This is a genomic window from Acinetobacter sp. YH12105, from assembly GCF_013419095.1.
In the GTDB taxonomy this organism is placed as follows: Bacteria; Pseudomonadota; Gammaproteobacteria; order Pseudomonadales; family Moraxellaceae; genus Acinetobacter; species Acinetobacter pseudolwoffii.
The window spans coordinates 52,323-68,676 of sequence record NZ_VPAU01000011.1; the positions used below are offsets into that span (position 1 = coordinate 52,323).

Annotated in this window: 13 protein-coding genes; 11 read left to right on the top strand and 2 right to left on the bottom strand. The window is 44.5% G+C overall.

Annotation, left to right across the window (positions count from 1 at the left end; all coding sequences use genetic code 11):
- The first annotated feature begins 117 nt into the window (after positions 1 to 117).
- From mnmG to FTU44_RS09405, 3 genes are all read left to right on the top strand, one after another.
- Positions 118 to 1,998 carry a tRNA uridine-5-carboxymethylaminomethyl(34) synthesis enzyme MnmG gene (gene mnmG, locus FTU44_RS09395; protein ID WP_180050272.1) on the top strand — a complete coding sequence of 627 codons (1,881 nt, stop codon included), beginning with the start codon at positions 118 to 120 and terminating at the stop codon, positions 1,996 to 1,998.
- Positions 1,999 to 2,312: 314 nt separating this feature from the next.
- A complete protein-coding gene (mhpT, locus tag FTU44_RS09400; RefSeq protein ID WP_100355040.1) occupies positions 2,313 to 3,518 on the top strand; it encodes a 3-(3-hydroxy-phenyl)propionate transporter MhpT in 1,206 nt (401 codons plus the stop codon).
- A 130-nt stretch (positions 3,519 to 3,648) separates the two neighbouring features.
- Positions 3,649 to 3,975, top strand: a complete 327-nt coding sequence (locus FTU44_RS09405; protein WP_180050275.1) for a hypothetical protein — start codon at positions 3,649 to 3,651, stop codon at positions 3,973 to 3,975.
- Positions 3,976 to 4,025: 50 nt separating this feature from the next.
- Here FTU44_RS09405 and glnG read toward each other — a convergent pair whose 3' ends face one another.
- Complete coding sequence (gene glnG / locus FTU44_RS09410; protein WP_180050278.1) at positions 4,026 to 5,501, bottom strand: nitrogen regulation protein NR(I); 1,476 nt, start codon at positions 5,499 to 5,501, stop codon at positions 4,026 to 4,028.
- Positions 5,488 to 6,597: a nitrogen regulation protein NR(II) gene (gene glnL / locus FTU44_RS09415; protein WP_005096702.1), complete on the bottom strand. Its 1,110-nt coding sequence runs from the start codon at positions 6,595 to 6,597 to the stop codon at positions 5,488 to 5,490. The genes glnG and glnL overlap by 14 nt, the downstream gene beginning before the upstream one ends.
- A gap of 341 nt (positions 6,598 to 6,938) precedes the next feature.
- On the opposite strand from glnL, the gene rimO reads away from it, so the two are divergent.
- From rimO to bamA, 8 genes are all read left to right on the top strand, one after another.
- The gene (gene rimO / locus FTU44_RS09420; RefSeq protein WP_005096703.1) at positions 6,939 to 8,282 is read left to right on the top strand and encodes a 30S ribosomal protein S12 methylthiotransferase RimO; all 1,344 of its coding nucleotides are present in this window, start codon (positions 6,939 to 6,941) and stop codon (positions 8,280 to 8,282) included.
- A 46-nt stretch (positions 8,283 to 8,328) separates the two neighbouring features.
- On the top strand, positions 8,329 to 9,057 hold the full coding sequence (gene pyrH / locus FTU44_RS09425; protein WP_004279886.1) for a UMP kinase: 729 nt from the start codon (positions 8,329 to 8,331) through the stop codon (positions 9,055 to 9,057).
- A 78-nt stretch (positions 9,058 to 9,135) separates the two neighbouring features.
- The gene (frr, locus tag FTU44_RS09430) at positions 9,136 to 9,690 is read left to right on the top strand and encodes a ribosome recycling factor (RefSeq protein WP_005096705.1); all 555 of its coding nucleotides are present in this window, start codon (positions 9,136 to 9,138) and stop codon (positions 9,688 to 9,690) included.
- Between the two features lie 7 nt (positions 9,691 to 9,697).
- A complete protein-coding gene (gene uppS, locus FTU44_RS09435; protein WP_005096706.1) occupies positions 9,698 to 10,450 on the top strand; it encodes a polyprenyl diphosphate synthase in 753 nt (250 codons plus the stop codon).
- A 3-nt stretch (positions 10,451 to 10,453) separates the two neighbouring features.
- The gene (locus tag FTU44_RS09440; RefSeq protein ID WP_100355039.1) at positions 10,454 to 11,278 is read left to right on the top strand and encodes a phosphatidate cytidylyltransferase; all 825 of its coding nucleotides are present in this window, start codon (positions 10,454 to 10,456) and stop codon (positions 11,276 to 11,278) included.
- Positions 11,279 to 12,475: a 1-deoxy-D-xylulose-5-phosphate reductoisomerase gene (ispC, locus tag FTU44_RS09445; RefSeq protein ID WP_100328702.1), complete on the top strand. Its 1,197-nt coding sequence runs from the start codon at positions 11,279 to 11,281 to the stop codon at positions 12,473 to 12,475. It abuts the gene before it with no gap.
- A gap of 3 nt (positions 12,476 to 12,478) precedes the next feature.
- The gene (rseP, locus tag FTU44_RS09450) at positions 12,479 to 13,834 is read left to right on the top strand and encodes an RIP metalloprotease RseP (RefSeq protein WP_180050281.1); all 1,356 of its coding nucleotides are present in this window, start codon (positions 12,479 to 12,481) and stop codon (positions 13,832 to 13,834) included.
- A gap of 39 nt (positions 13,835 to 13,873) precedes the next feature.
- Positions 13,874 to 16,318: an outer membrane protein assembly factor BamA gene (gene bamA, locus FTU44_RS09455; RefSeq protein ID WP_180050284.1), complete on the top strand. Its 2,445-nt coding sequence runs from the start codon at positions 13,874 to 13,876 to the stop codon at positions 16,316 to 16,318.
- The last annotated feature ends 36 nt before the right edge of the window (positions 16,319 to 16,354 follow it).

Here is a 16,354-nt window from a genome sequence, read left to right on the forward strand (position 1 = left end):
GATTGTTGCAGGATAGGAGCGGTTTTTATCTCAGGATAAATTCGACTGAATCTGTCTACTTTAGAGTGAAATTTGCTATAATACTCAGCTATCCTTTTTTATCTCTCAATTACCACTATGCATTATCCTAAAGTATACGATGTCATTGTTATCGGTGGCGGTCACGCCGGTACAGAAGCGGCTCTGGCTGCAGCGCGTATGGGTCGACAGACTTTACTCTTAACTCATAACATTGAGACTTTAGGGCAGATGAGCTGTAACCCGGCTATCGGTGGTATTGGTAAATCGCACCTGGTGCGTGAAATTGATGCCTTGGGCGGTGCAATGGCACTAGCTGCCGACAAGGGCGGTATTCAGTTCCGGATACTGAACTCGCGTAAAGGCGCTGCAGTACGTGCAACACGTGCGCAGGCTGACCGTGTGCGTTATAAAGCTGCGATTCGCGAAACATTAGAAAATCAGGCGAACCTGGATATTTTCCAGCAAGCTGCTGATGACTTAATTCTTGAAGGCGACACCGTCAAAGGCGTGGTTACCCAGATGGGTATCCGTTTTGATGCCAAAACAGTGGTGCTGACAGCGGGTACGTTCCTAGGTGGTGTGATCCACGTCGGTCTGGAAAAATCCAGTGGTGGTCGTGCCGGAGATCCGCCGTCAATTTCCCTGGCACACCGTTTACGCGAACTTCAACTTCCAGTTGGTCGCTTGAAAACAGGTACACCACCGCGTATTGATGCACGTTCAGTCGATTTCTCGGTAATGACCCCGCAGCCGGGTGATTTCCCGTCTCCGACCATGTCATTTATGGGTGATGCGTCTATGCATCCTGAGCAAGTCAACTGCTATATCACACATACCAATGAACGCACCCATGAGATTATTCGTGGCGGTTTAGATCGTTCACCCATGTATACCGGTGTGATTGAAGGTGTAGGGCCGCGTTATTGCCCATCGATTGAAGACAAGATTCACCGTTTTGCCGACAAAGATTCGCATCAGGTATTCCTGGAACCTGAAGGTCTGGATACACATGAGCTTTATCCAAATGGTATTTCAACCTCTTTACCATTTGATGTGCAGTTTGAATTGGTACGCTCAATCCGCGGCATGGAGAATGCACACATTCTTCGTCCGGGTTATGCCATCGAATATGATTATTTCAACCCGCAAGCGTTGAAATTTACCCTTGAAACCAAAGCGATCAATAACCTGTATTTTGCCGGTCAAATCAACGGTACAACAGGTTATGAAGAAGCCGGTGCGCAAGGCTTGCTTGCAGGCTTGAACGCAGCGCGTCGTGCCTGGGATCAGGAACAATGGACGCCGAAACGTGACGAAGCATATATGGGTGTGCTGGTAGATGACCTGATTACCTTGGGTACCAAAGAACCGTACCGTATGTTTACCTCGCGTGCCGAATATCGCTTGATGCTGCGTGAAGACAATGCAGATCAGCGTTTAACTGCAATCGGTCGTGAACTGGGTCTGGTCGATGACGCACGCTGGGCAGTTTACTGCGAGAAAATGGAAGCAGTTGAACGTGAAACAGGTCGTTTGCAACATCTTTGGGCAGCACCAAATAATCCGATGGGTAAAAAATTCGTTGAGATGACCGGTGCAGATCTTTCCAAAGAATGTTCTGCGATTGATTTGTTGAAACGTCCTAATATTTCATTTGCGCAAATTGCTGAATTGACCGGTTCTGAAGTTTCACCATTTGTCGGTGAGCAAATTGAAATTGCAGTGAAATATGCAGGTTATATTAACCGTCAGCATGAAGATGTCGCACAAATGAAGCGTCTGGAAGAAACACGTATTCCAGCAGATTTTGATTATGACATTGTGTCGGGTCTGTCACGTGAAATTACCTTGAAGCTAAAAGATGTGCGTCCTGAAACACTGGCTCAAGCCAGCCGTATTCCGGGTGTGACGCCTGCGGCAGTGCAACTGGTGATGATTACAATTCGTAAGAATGCTCAGGTAAAAAAATCTGCTTAAGATTTGAAGCTTAAAAAGCCCACATTATGTGGGCTTTTTTACAGGGAAATTTTCTGGATAAGTTTTGACTATGGTTCGATTGCAAATAACTACTATTAAAATAAGTTATTGATAAATTTAAACAATAAAAATAATTAATATTTAAAAACTCTGTCTGTACAAGCTTTTAAGTCTAATTTGGCTGTTAATGAGTTTAAATGGAGAGCTTAAACCCGACTATTGTAGTGGTATTTCTGGAGCAGAATTAAGATGAGAATAGCGCAACAAATCGTCAGTTCATCGAGCGATTTGTAAATTTTTGATGGAGATCAATCATGGCGCAGCCACACAGCGGAAAAGTTCAAAAAATATTAACAATATTTTTATGTTTTTGGGTCGCATTTTTTGAAGGTTTTGACCTTCAGGCACCTGGGATTGCAGCAAAAGGAATTGCAGCAAGCTTTGGTTTAGATCAAGTTCAAATGGGCTATGTGTTTAGTCTTGGGGTCTTTGGAATGCTGTTTGGCGCATTCTTTGGCGGACGTATTGCGGATTATCTGGGGCAAAAGAAAGTCCTGATACTCTCCGTGACTATTTTTGGCCTGTTTATGTCGTTGACTGCAATTGCGCCAAGCGTTGAAGTTTTATACGCAGCGCGTTTCTTTACGGGATTGGGGTTGGGGGCTGCAATGCCGACCATGATTTCAGTGGTGGGTGATGAAGCGACAGAAGCCAATCGCGGTAAGCTCAATAGCTTGATGTATTGTGGTCTGCCTGTAGGTGCTATTTTTGTTGCCGGACTGGCCATGTCGTTTCCAGATATTCAATGGCAAACCCTGTTCCTGATTGGGGGGCTAACGCCTTTGGCATTGATTCCGTTGATGGCTTTTGTGCTTAAAGATAAGCCTAAAGTGGCGGCCGATGTGCAAGTGTCTGCCGAAGCTGTGCCGGGTATGGTTGAAGTATTATTCAAGCAACAGCAGTATAAAAATACAGTGCCGCTTTGGGTAGGTTTCTTCTTCACCCTGATGATCAACTATATTTTGATTAGCTGGTTGCCTAATTTGCTGATGGAACAAGGCCTGGAAAGACAGCAGGCTTTTCTGGTGATGCTGGTGTTCCAGGTGGGTGCGGTGATTGGAACCTTAGGTTTGGGGTATTTGTTAGATCGTTTAAAACTATGGCAAATGGCTGTCATCATTTATAGTGGTTTATTTGTTGCGCTGGTATTGTTGTTCACGACCACCTCAATTCCGCTATTAATTTTGGCCGGAGTAATGGGCGGGATCTTCTCTACAGGTGGTCAGTCTATTCTTTATGGCATTTCACCGATTTTTTATTCAGGTGCAGGAAAAGTCACAGGCGTGGGCAGCGCGATTTCTTTGGGGCGTTTAGGTGCCATGACTGGCCCGCTCTTAACCGGAAAAATTCTGGCATTAGGCTTGGGAACCACAGGTATTCTTATGGCAAGTTTGCCAGCTGTCGTGGTGTCGGCAGTGGCGGTGACAGCATTGTCTCGCTATAAAGCAGCGCATAAATAAGCCAACCCTCCATCATCAGATGAAAAAAAGGAATCTCAGGATTCCTTTTTTATTGCTTGGTGTTTTATTTAGCGAAGCCCATAGCAGAAATTTGTTAAAATATGGGTATAGCAAACTGATTGATCTTGATATGCCTTACCAACTGATCCAACTCGATATTCAGGCCACCGATAATATTGCCTGCCCGCATTGCCAGCAAAACGTTATAGACTGGAATGAAGAACAATATGTACAGCCATGTGAGCATACTTTGTTTATTGCCATGGATATTGGCTTTGAATACATGACTGATGAATTCGAGCACAGCATGCCGCGTTCGGTAGATGATCTGCATGCCAATGATGATCAGGTGAATATGCTGGATGAAATCACCCAAGCGACCTATCCGGATTATCTAATCTATAAGTCGGATCTGGGAGCGCAAGGATATTTTCGTTATGTGGGTTTTACTGCATAAACCAGAGTTAACAAAAAAGCGCCCTCAGGCGCTTTTTTGTTGGTCAAACATCAGCTTTCAATTTCTTCTTCGACTTCATCGTCAGTGGTGTCCATGCCGAGCTCTTTCAGTTTGCGGGTAAGGGTGTTGCGGCCCCAACCGAGCAGTTCTGCGGCATGACGTTTACGGCCACGAGTTTGTTGTAATGCAGCATTGATCAGAGTGCGTTCGAACATCGGAGTGGCAGCATCCAGAAGTTTCATTTCGCCATTTTTGAGCTTTTGCATGGCCCATTGTCCGAGTAATTCATCCCAGTGATGTGGTGCAATCTGATTCAGGTTTGGAATGGGCGCGCCCGGATCTTGTTGTTCAATCGGAATCTGCTTCAACTCCGGTGGCAAGTCTTCAGGATAGACTTCACGCCCAGTGATCATTACGGTCAGCCAGCGGCAGGTATTTTCAAGCTGGCGCACGTTACCTTGCCAAGGCAGTTTTTGCATGTATTCCTGGGTCTCAGGGCGCAGAATTTTTGGATTTACCCCCAATTCTTTGCCGGCACGTGCCAGGAAGTGCTGGGCCAGCATCGGGATGTCTTCACTGCGATGTGCCAGTTTAGGAATATGAATCCGGATCACATTCAGGCGGTGATAGAGGTCTTCACGGAAGCGCCCATCATGTACCAGTTTTTCCAGATCCTGATGGGTTGCGGCCACAATACGCACATCGACTTTGACCGGAATATGGCCGCCGACACGATAAAACTCGCCATCGGCCAGAACCCGCAGTAAACGAGTCTGGGTTTCAAAGGGCATATCACCAATTTCATCCAGAAACAGGGTGCCGCCATTGGCCTGTTCAAAACGGCCCTGACGCTGGGTATTGGCACCGGTAAAAGCGCCTTTTTCATGACCGAAGAGTTCGGTCTCGATCAGGTCTTTGGGAATGGCTGCCATATTTAGCGCAATAAAAGGCTTGCTGCTGCGGGGTGAGTGACGGTGTAGGGCATGCGCAACCAGTTCCTTGCCCGTACCAGATTCACCATTAATCAATACCGTAATGTGCGATTGAGCCAAACGGCCGATGGCGCGAAACACTTCCTGCATGGCGGGAGATTCACCGATAATTTCAGTCGATTGAATCGGCGGGGCAACTTTTGCTGATTCTTGTTGTTGCAGCTTGGTAATATGCAAAATCGCACGATTGACCAGTGCCAGCGCTTCATCAATATCAAAAGGCTTTGGCAGATATTCAAAAGCACCAGTTTGATAACTTGATACAGCAGACTCTAGGTCTGAATGCGCCGTCATAATAATCACAGGCAGGTCAGGATAATTGTGTTTGACCTTACCCAAGAAGGTGAGTCCATCAATCCCCGGCATACGGATATCGGTCAGAATCACATCTGGTGCATCAACACTGAGTTGATCTAGTGCGGATTGTGCTTCTTCAAAGCTGGTCACGTCCAAGCCTTCTTCTTTAAAGGTTTTTTCCAGTACCCAGCGCATGGCACGATCGTCATCAATCACCCATATTTTATTTCGCGACATGATTCGACTCCCAAGGTAAATATAAGCTAAACACGGTTTTTCCAGCCACGGACTGACATTCAATCATGCCGTTATGCTGATGAATAATATTTTGAGCAATACTGAGACCCAGTCCGGTACCTTTGGCGCGACTGGTGACCAGTGGATAAAACACAGATTCGATAATGTCTTCGGGGACCCCAGGGCCATTGTCTTCAATATCAATGCGTACCACAGAGCGATGAATTGCCCCGTTAATGGTAAATAGGCGCTGAATCCGGGTTCTTAAAACCAGTTCAGGCTGGTGATCGACAAAAAACTCTTTGTTCTCGGTCATGGCCTGTACTGCATTGGCGCAAATATTCAAGATCACCTGAATCAGTTGATCACGGTCTGCCAGCACTTCAGGTAAGGACAGGTCATAATCCCGAATAATCTTGATTTTCTTTTTGCTTTGATTGGCGATGAGTGAGCGCACCCGCTCAAGTGGCTCATGTACATTTACCAGCTCATAGCTTGGCAGTTGGCGTGAACCGAGCATGGTGTCGGCCAGATTTCGGAGTCGATCGACTTCACTAATAATAATATCGGTAAATTCTTTGTATTGTGGATCATTCAGACTGCGAGCCAGAAGTTGTGTTGCCCCCCGAATTCCGCCGAGTGGGTTCTTGATTTCGTGCGCGACACCGCGAATCAGCTGGCGAGCCACTTGATGTTGCTGAATCAGGTTTTCTTCACGCGAAATTTTAAGCATACGGTCACGAGGATTGAGCTCGATTAACAACAGTGGGTGATAGGGCTTACCCAGATTTAGTTGAGAAACCGTGTAATCGACATGAATGTCCTTAAAGTTGACAATCAGTGTGGCTTCACGGCGCGTATAAGGTTGGCCTGTAGTTAAAGTGTTGTTCAGCGCTTCTTCAGTATTAAACTCATCGGTCGGATGTTGCAGAAGACCCAGTGCCGGACTTCCACTGGCGCGAAATAAGCTCACATCAAATAAGGCTTCGCAGGCCGAGTTGAGATAATAAATATTAAGATCGCGGTCTACCAATAAGATACACGTGGTCATATTGTCCACTAAAACACGATAGTCGATCGGAATAAGCTGATCCATTCGCGGTTTTTTTCCTGTATTAAAATGGCGCAATGGCATCTTCATAAAGCAATTTAATCAATTTTAAGTTCTGATTTGATGCAAGATGCACGCCAACTTTTATGACTAAAGCTTATTTATTGCGATGAAATGCAGAAATGTGCCACAGCGACACAATTCATCTTAGGTATAGCGGATTAAATTGAGGCTGTAAATCTAAAATGTTCTATTTTGGTGCGCGCGCAAATATGTTGTATATTTTATGGCGTTATTTTAGTGCATGATGCAAAGAGTCAGGTTTTCAACTATTTTTATGATGCGAAAAGACATACAATACGCGCATTCTAGTAGAGCGAAAATTCATGAAGTCCCCCAAAGTCGGTTTTGTATCTTTAGGTTGTCCTAAGGCATTGGTAGATTCTGAACGTATTTTAACCCAGTTAAAGACTGAAGGTTATGACGTCGCTTCGGATTATGACGGTGCTGATTTAGTTGTAGTAAATACCTGTGGTTTCATTGAATCCGCAGTGCAAGAATCGCTAGACGCGATTGGTGAGGCGATGAGCGCGAATGGTCGCGTCATCGTAACAGGCTGTCTAGGTAAAGACGAAGACAAGATTCGCCAGATGCATCCGAATGTCCTGAAAGTGACAGGTGCAGCGGCATATAAAGATGTTATGGATGCGGTTCATCAATACGTGCCTGAACCGCCAAAACACAATCCATTTATTGATTTAGTTCCAGAGCAAGGTATCCGCCTAACACCTAAACATTATGCCTATTTGAAAATATCGGAAGGCTGCAACCATCGTTGTACTTTCTGTATTATTCCAAGCATGCGTGGTGATTTGGTCTCCCGTCCAGTTGGTTCTGTGCTTGAAGAAGCCGCAGCGCTGAAACGTGCCGGTGTTAAAGAAGTACTCGTTATCTCCCAGGATACTTCTGCTTACGGTCTGGACACCAAATACAAGCTGGATTTCTGGAACGGCCAGCCGGTGAAAACCAAATTCTATGACATGTGTGAAGCACTCGGTCAGTTGGGAATCTGGGTGCGTTTGCACTATGTTTATCCATATCCGCATGTCGATGCCGTGATTGACCTGATGGCTCAAGGCAAGATCCTGCCTTATCTGGATATTCCATTTCAGCATGCGAGTCCAAAAATTCTCAAGCTGATGAAACGTCCTGCGCACAGTGAAAACACACTGGAGCGATTGAATATCTGGCGTGAAAAATGTCCTGATCTGGTTATCCGTTCAACATTTGTGGTGGGCTTCCCGGGTGAAACCGAAGAAGACTTCCAGATGCTGCTCGATTGGCTGAAACAAGCTCAATTGGATCGTGTAGGTTGCTTTACCTATTCACCAGTTGAAGGTGCGACAGCAAACGATTTGCCAGACCACGTTCCTGAAGAAATTAAACAAGAGCGTTATGAGCGTTTCATGCAGGTTCAGCAAGAAATTTCGGCAGCAAAACTCCAAAAACGTATTGGTCAGACCATGACCGTGCTGGTAGATGATCTGGAAGAAGAATTCCCGGTGGCAGTTGCGCGTTCTTATGCAGATGCACCTGAAATTGATGGCAATGTTTTTGTGGAAGATATTGATAAAAGCGTCATTAAGGCAGGGGATTTGCTTGAAGTCGAGATTACCGATGCAGACGAATATGATCTGTATGCAAAACTCATTTCAGTCAAATCTGCTTAAAATTTTGAATTAAAAAAATTTAAATTGAATACTTTGGAGTTTGATGATGTTGGATTCTAAAAAGCCACGCTTTGGTCGCATTCTGTTAAAGCTTTCTGGTGAAGCGCTGGCAGGCAATAAAGACATGGGAATCGATGCACAAGTGCTCGACCAGATGTCGCTTTCTATTGCGCACCTTGTGGGTTTAGGCGTACAAGTAGGTATCGTGGTCGGTGGTGGTAACCTGTACCGCGGTAGCCAGCTGCAAAAAGACGGTCTGGTTGGCCGGGTCACTGGCGACCAGATGGGTATGCTGGCAACCGTGATGAACGGTCTGGCACTACGCGACGCTTTGGTGCGCCGTAATATTAAAACCCGTTTGATGTCTGCACTGCCAATTGGTGCTGTGGTTGAGTCTTACTCGAGCCGTGATGCGATCCGTCACCTGACTCAGGGTGAAGTGTGTGTATTCGTGGCAGGTACAGGTAATCCATTCTTTACCACAGATACCGCAGCATGTTTGCGTGGTATTGAAATCGAATCAGATTTGATTTTGAAAGCCACTAAAGTCGATGGCGTATATAACAAAGATCCAAGCAAATATGACGATGCGGTTAAATATGACACTTTAACCTTTGATCAGGTGCTGGATGAAAAGCTGGGTGTCATGGACTTAACTGCGATCTGTTTATGTCGTGACCACAATGTGCCGCTACAAGTATTCGATATGAATAAATCTGGCGCATTACTTTCAGTGGTGATGGGCGAAAAAGAAGGGACTCACGTTACCAATTAATGACGTGAGCACCAAAGCACTTTATACTACGCGCTAATTTAGCAATTAACTTTTTTAGAATTAAGTAAGGAAGATCATATGATTAACGATCTTAAAAAAGACAGCGAAGACCGTATGAACAAAACTCTAGAATCTCTAGAGCATGGTTTTGCAAAAGTTCGTACCGGTCGCGCGCATCCATCTATTTTAAATAATGTGATGGTTTCTTACTATGGTTCAGACGTTCCATTGAACCAGGTGGCAAACGTTGGTGTTGAAGATTCACGCACCCTGTTGGTTCAACCATTTGAACGTTCAATGGTGGCTGCAATTGATAAAGCGATTCGTGAATCTGACTTGGGTCTTAACCCGATTTCAGCAGATGCGATCCGTGTACCTATGGCAGCACTCACTGAAGAAACACGTCGTGACATGCAGAAAGTTGCCCGTACTGAAGCAGAAAATGCGAAAGTGGCAATTCGTAACATTCGCCGTGATGTATTGGGTGATATCAAAGCTTTATTGAAAGAAAAAGAAATTTCTGAAGATGAAGAACGTCGTGCTGCTGATGAAATCCAGAAAATTACCGACAAATTTGTTGCTGAAGTTGACAAACGCTTGGCTGCGAAAGAAGCTGAATTGATGAAGGTCTAATTCATCGATGACCGCTGCTGAAGAAAACCCCTGTCTTCCGAAACATGTTGCCATCATTATGGATGGCAACAATCGTTTCGCCAAAAAAAATCAGATGCAGAAAGGTGATGGACACCGTGAAGGAAAAACGGTTCTGGATCCGATTGTAGAACACTGTAGAAAAAGAAATATCCAGGCTTTAACTGTTTTTGCCTTTTCCAGTGAAAACTGGAATCGTCCACAGTTTGAAGTCGAATTGCTCATGAAACTCCTGCTTGACACGATTCATGAGCAACTCCCCCGCATGGAAAAATTCAATATTGCCTTACGTTTTATCGGTGATCGCAGCCGTTTGTCCGCTGAATTGCAGGGACTCATGTTGCAAGCCGAACAAAGGACTGCTAATTTCAATAGTATGACACTCACTATTGCAATCAGTTATGGCGGTATGTGGGATATGGCACAAGCTGCAAAGCAAATTGCCAGTGATGTTTTAACAAATAAATTAGATCTTGATGCAATTGATACTGATGTATTTGGTCAATATGTCAGCCTCGGTGACTTACCAGCAGTTGATCTGCTGATTCGTACTGGCGGAGATTTCCGTCTGTCGAATTTTCTGTTATGGCAGGCAGCCTATGCAGAGCTTTATTTCACTGAGACGCTGTGGCCAGAATTTACCGTTGAAGAACTTGATGATGCACTTGCCGTATTTGGTGGGCGTGAACGTCGTTTCGGTAAAACATCAGAGCAGGTTCATCAGGAAAAACTTGAGAATTAATACATGTTTGAGCGGATTATAACCGCATTGGTGTTGGTAGCAGTTGTACTGAGCTGTATGTTTGCTACTGAATCACATTATCCAATGTTTGTATTGATGGTTCTTGCTGCCGGGGTTGCCGGTTATGAGTGGTTTAAACTCATGCCGCGAAAATTTAAGCAGGTCATCAAGCCCGTTGCATGGGGATATGGGGTGCTGACCGCGGCTCTATCAGCATTGGCATTGTATTTTGCTGAAGTCGCTTTGTTGTTATGGGTGGCTTCTATTATTACCTGGTTACTCAGTATTTACTGGGTCAAGTCTTATCCTGAGTATGACGGCTGGTACAATACAAGCCTAAATGGCATTGGTGTAGTGCTGATTTCTGCTGCTGTCACCGCAATTTTCTCGGTTTGGCAAAGTTCACCGTGGTGGTTGATGTACCTGTTTTTACTGGTATGGGGCGCAGACAGCGGTGCGTATTTTGTTGGCCGTAAATTCGGTAGGAAAAAACTTGCACCAAATGTCAGCCCAAACAAATCTGTAGAAGGGCTGTATGGTGGTGTGATCACCTCAATGCTGATTGTGATTGCAGTTGCTTTGCTTTATCTGGAGATGACCTGGCCAGAACTTATTTTATTCCTGACCTTATCGGTGATCACGGTCTTCAGTTCAGTACTGGGAGATCTGTTTGAATCCATGATCAAACGACGTGCCGGTATTAAAGACTCGGGCCGTATTTTACCGGGTCATGGCGGGGTGCTGGATCGTATTGATTCTTTGCTTGCTGCAGCTCCAATCTTTGCGGCAGGTATTGCTGTTCTAAAACTTATTGGTGTAGATTTATAAATGTCACAAGCGGTTTGTATACTGGGTGCTACAGGTTCTATTGGTCAAAGTACTTTAAAAATCTTGCAGCGACATCCTGAAGCGTACTCGGTTTTTGCTGTAACCGCGCAAAGTCGTATTGCTGAACTGGTCAAGATTTGCCAGCAATACCGCCCTAAAGTGGCGGTGGTGCCTGCGGCAAAAGTGGATGAGTTTTCAAAACTCCTTCAGCAACATGGTCTGGCTGATATTGAAATTCTGCAAGATGAAGCCGGTTTAATTGCTGTGGCTGAACATGCGGATGTCGATATTGTCATGGCTGCCATTGTCGGTGCTGCCGGATTGTTGCCGACACTGGCTGCAGTAAAAGCAGGCAAGCGCGTACTGTTGGCCAATAAAGAAGCCTTGGTGATGTCCGGTGACATCATGATGCAGGCTGCACGCGATCATGGTGCATTGTTGCTTCCGGTGGATTCCGAACACAATGCGATTTTCCAGTGTTTACCACAGCACTATTTTGAGGCAGAGCGTCATGGCAAGCCCAAGCTGGGTGTCTCGCAAATTTTGTTAACTGCATCTGGTGGGCCGTTTCTTAATCATAGTCTACAACAGCTTGAAGATGTGACGCCTGCACAGGCCTGCAAGCATCCCAACTGGTCAATGGGCCAAAAAATTTCGGTCGATTCAGCGACTTTAATGAATAAAGGTCTGGAATTGATCGAAGCCTGTCATTTGTTTGCAGTTCAAGAACAATTTGTTACAGTCGTGGTGCATCCACAGAGTATTATTCACTCCATGGTTCAATATGTAGATGGTTCAACTTTGGCACAAATGGGTAATCCGGATATGGGCACACCTATTGCACATGCATTGGCATGGCCTGAGCGAATCAGTACGCATGTACCACCCTTAGATCTGTTTATGCACTCGCAGCTTAACTTTCAGGAACCGGATGTGATTCGTTTTCCTGCATTAAAGTTGGCGCGTCAGGCGATGCAGAGCGGCGGAATTGCACCCACGATTTTAAATGCGGCCAATGAAATTGCAGTTGACGCATTTTTACATCAGCAAATTAGGTTTACCCAAATTCCTCAAGTGGTTGAACATGTCCTGAATCAGATGGACAATCAGCCGGCAAATGATCTGGAGGCTATCTTGCAGGCAGATCAAATGGCACGAGGTTTATCACAGCAGTATGTTGTGAATAAAGGAAGTTAAGACATGAACGCCTTGTTTATTATTGCAGCCGCAATCCTGTTACTCGGTCCCTTAATTGCGATTCATGAGTTTGGTCACTATATTGTGGCGCGTAAACTGGGCGTTAAAGTGTTGGTGTATTCGATTGGTTTTGGACCAACGCTGTTAAAGTGGACCTCAAAAAAATCCGGCATTCAATATCAGCTATCCGCCTTACCTTTAGGCGGTTATGTGAAAATGCTGGATGAACGTGAAGGCAATGTTGCTGAAGAAGACTTGCCCAAAGCATTTAACCGTCAGCATCCCTGGAAACGGATTGCCATTGTGGCAGCGGGACCATTGATCAACCTCATTCTTGCGGTGCTGTTATTCTGGGTGCTGTTTTTACCGGCACAAGAGCAGCTGAATACCCGCGTTGGTAAAGTTTTACCAGATACGCCGGCTGCAACAGTACAAATGCAGCCGGGTGACAAAATTGTTGCTGTGGACGGGACTCCAGTCGAAACCTGGGAAAAACTGAGTTATGCGCTGGTGGATCGTGTGGGTGAAACCGGTGTAGTGTCTATTCAGGCAGAACGTGCCGGGGAAAACAAGCTGTTCCAGTTACCGATTCGGGACTATTTAAAAGACCAGAGTCAATCTCCGTTAGACAGTCTGGGCTTCTTGCCTTATCGACCGGAAATTCCGGCTGTGATTAGCAAGCTGACTGAAGATGGTGCAGCAATTCGCCAAGGCCTGAAGCAAGGTGACAAAATTCTGGCCATTGATGGTGTCCAGATGAAAGACTGGTTTGATGTGGTACAAATTGTACAGGCATCACCAGAAAAATTACTGAAGATGGATGTATTGCGCGAAAACCAGGTGGTGCAACTTGAAGTGATGCCACAGGGCAAGCGTGACAATATGGGCAATGTCACGGGTATGCTCGGTGTACAAAGTGATCCGGGTAAAATCTCGATTCCCACAGAATATAAGCAGACCATTCACTACAATCCAGCTGAAGCACTGGTGATGGCATTTGATAAAACTGCGCACTTATCTTCGATGATTCTGAACTCGATTGTCAAAATGGTACGTGGCATGATTGGACTGGATAACTTATCTGGACCGATCACCATTGCCAAAGTCGCAGGACAAAGCGCGGAAATGGGTTGGGAAACTTTTATTTCCTTTATGGCGCTAATGAGTGTAAGTTTAGGAATATTAAATCTACTGCCGATTCCAATGCTTGATGGCGGACATCTGGTTTACTATTTTGTTGAATTAATTCGTGGTAAACCTGTTTCCGAACAAATACAATTGGTTGGACTAAAAATTGGTATGGTACTGCTCGGCAGTATGATGCTTCTGGCATTATTTAATGATTTTATGCGTTTATAACAACGTAGATGGAATAAATTAACAGCGGAAAAGACTGGCATGCAGCACACACATTTATTTATGCCTCTGGCACTCGTTAGTGCAATGGCAGTAGCACAACAAGTATATGCAGCAGATGAATTCATTGTACAAGATATAAAATTTGATGGATTAGTGCGTTTAACTCCTGAGAATGTATATGGCCTCGTGCCAATTAACAGTGGTGATCGGGTCAATGATCCGGTCATTGCCAATGCAATTCGCAGTTTATATGCATCAGGCTTATTTGATGACATCAAAGCTGTTCAGCAAGGCAATACTCTAGTTTTTCAGGTGGTAGAGCGCCCAGTCATTTCGAAAATCGAACTGAAAGGCAATAAGCTGATTCCAAAGGAAGCACTTGAAGATGGCCTGAAAAAAATGGGTCTGGCTGAAGGTGAAGTGCTGAAAAAATCTGCTTTACAGACAGTCGAAACCGAGCTTGAGCAGCAATACATGCAGCAAGGTCGCTATGATGCAGATGTTACAGTCACGACGACAGCAAGACCGAATAACCGGGTTGAATTGCAGATTGATTTTATTGAAGGTAAAGCCGCAAAAGTTTTTGATATCAATATCATTGGCAATACTGTTTTCAAAGAATCAGATATTAAACAGGTATTTGCTGTTAAAGAAAGTAGCTGGAACTCGGTGATTTCACGTAATGACCGTTATGCACGTGAAAAAATGGCTGCAAGCCTTGAAGCATTGCGTGCTATGTATCTGAACCAGGGTTATATTAACTTTAATATTACCAATTCCAGTTTGAACTTGAGTGAAGATAAAAAGAATGTCTTTATTGAAGTGTCTGTAGATGAAGGCGAACAATTTAAATTTGGTCAAACCAAATATTTAGGTGATGCACTTTATCAAACTGAAGAATTGCAAGCCTTACAGCTGTTTAAAGAAGGTGAAACTTATTCGCAAGAAAAAGTAAATGTGGTTAAGCAGCTATTACAGCGTAAATATGGTAATGCTGGTTATTATTATGCAGAAGTGAATATTGTTCCTCAAATTAATAATGAAACCAAACAGGTTGATTTAAATTACTACATTAACCCAGGTCAGCAAGTTACAGTACGACGTATTAATTTTACCGGTAATACCAAAACTGCAGATGAAGTGTTGCGTCGTGAAATGCGCCAGATGGAAGGTGCTTTAGCCAGTAATGAAAAAATTGACTTGTCTAAAGTCCGTCTGGAACGTACCGGTTTCTTTAAAACAGTTGATATTAAGCCTGCACGTATTCCGGGTTCACCGGATCAGGTCGATCTAAATGTCGCAGTAGAAGAACAGCATTCAGGTACCAGTACCTTGGCGGTGGGTTTCTCGCAAAGTGGCGGTGTGACCTTCCAGGCAGGTTTAAGTCAAACCAACTTCCTGGGCACTGGTAATAGTGTATCGATCGACTTGTCGCGTTCTGAAACCCAAGATTATTATAACCTGAGTGTGATGGACCCGTACTTTACCATTGATGGTGTACGTCGCGGTTATAACATGTACTACCGCAAGACCAAGCTAGACGATGACTATAACGTCAACAACTATGTGACGGACAGTTTAGGTGGTGGAATCAACTTCGGTTATCCAATTGATGAAAACCAGAGTGTTAGCTTAGGCCTAAATGTCGACAATACTGAAGTAACGACTGGTAATGGTGTTTCCACCTATGTTCGTGATTACCTATTAGCAAATGACGGTAAGTCAATAGGCCAAAGTCCTTACTGTATCGACAATGCTGATCCTTGTAAAACTGATTTAAAATCAGACCGCTTTCAAGGTGAATTTTTAACATATAACTTAAACTTAGGCTGGTCTTACAATACTTTAAACCGTCCAATGTTTCCGACGACAGGAATGTCACATCGTGTCAATGCTGAAATAGCCTTGCCAGGTAGTGATGTTGAATATCAAAAAGTGACTTATGATGCTCAGGCTTTCTTCCCGCTAGGCAAAGATTTTGTGCTGCGCGGTTATGGGAAGTTGGGCTATGGTAATGACTTACCATTCTATAAAAACTTCTATGCTGGCGGTTTTGGTTCAGTGCGTGGTTATGAAAACAGTACTTTAGGTCCAAAATATGACAGTGTCTATGCAGAAAATGCAGGCATTAGTGACTTTGATCTAGAGGAGGTTGGTGGTAATGCATTGGTTCAGTTTGGTACTGAACTGGTACTGCCAGTGCCATTTAAAGGCGATTGGGCACGTCAGGTACGTCCAGTGATTTTTGCCGAAGGTGCACAAGTTTTCGATACAAACTGCGATGTTTCACAATCTGGTGACTTACGTCAATATTGTAAAGATAACTTCGGTTTCGATGCAGGCAATATGCGCTATAGCGTCGGTGCGGGTTTCACCTGGATTACCATGATTGGCCCATTGTCACTGAGCTATGCTTATCCGTTGAATAAGAAAGATGGTGATGAAATTAAAAATATCCAGTTCGAAATTGGCCGTACTTTCTAAGATTATTAGCTAATCCTGAATATAGATTTTGCTCAT

Bases quoted from the DNA above. Each gene is read 5' to 3' on its own strand.
- mnmG (WP_180050272.1), top strand. From the start codon at position 118: ATGCATTATCCTAAAGTATACGATGTCATTGTTATCGGTGGCGGTCAC.
- mhpT (WP_100355040.1), top strand. From the start codon at position 2,313: ATGGCGCAGCCACACAGCGGAAAAGTTCAAAAAATATTAACAATATTT.
- FTU44_RS09405 (WP_180050275.1), top strand. From the start codon at position 3,649: ATGCCTTACCAACTGATCCAACTCGATATTCAGGCCACCGATAATATT.
- glnG (WP_180050278.1), bottom strand. From the start codon at position 5,501: ATGTCGCGAAATAAAATATGGGTGATTGATGACGATCGTGCCATGCGC.
- glnL (WP_005096702.1), bottom strand. From the start codon at position 6,597: ATGGATCAGCTTATTCCGATCGACTATCGTGTTTTAGTGGACAATATG.
- rimO (WP_005096703.1), top strand. From the start codon at position 6,939: ATGAAGTCCCCCAAAGTCGGTTTTGTATCTTTAGGTTGTCCTAAGGCA.
- pyrH (WP_004279886.1), top strand. From the start codon at position 8,329: ATGTTGGATTCTAAAAAGCCACGCTTTGGTCGCATTCTGTTAAAGCTT.
- frr (WP_005096705.1), top strand. From the start codon at position 9,136: ATGATTAACGATCTTAAAAAAGACAGCGAAGACCGTATGAACAAAACT.
- uppS (WP_005096706.1), top strand. From the start codon at position 9,698: ATGACCGCTGCTGAAGAAAACCCCTGTCTTCCGAAACATGTTGCCATC.
- FTU44_RS09440 (WP_100355039.1), top strand. From the start codon at position 10,454: ATGTTTGAGCGGATTATAACCGCATTGGTGTTGGTAGCAGTTGTACTG.
- ispC (WP_100328702.1), top strand. From the start codon at position 11,279: ATGTCACAAGCGGTTTGTATACTGGGTGCTACAGGTTCTATTGGTCAA.
- rseP (WP_180050281.1), top strand. From the start codon at position 12,479: ATGAACGCCTTGTTTATTATTGCAGCCGCAATCCTGTTACTCGGTCCC.
- bamA (WP_180050284.1), top strand. From the start codon at position 13,874: ATGCAGCACACACATTTATTTATGCCTCTGGCACTCGTTAGTGCAATG.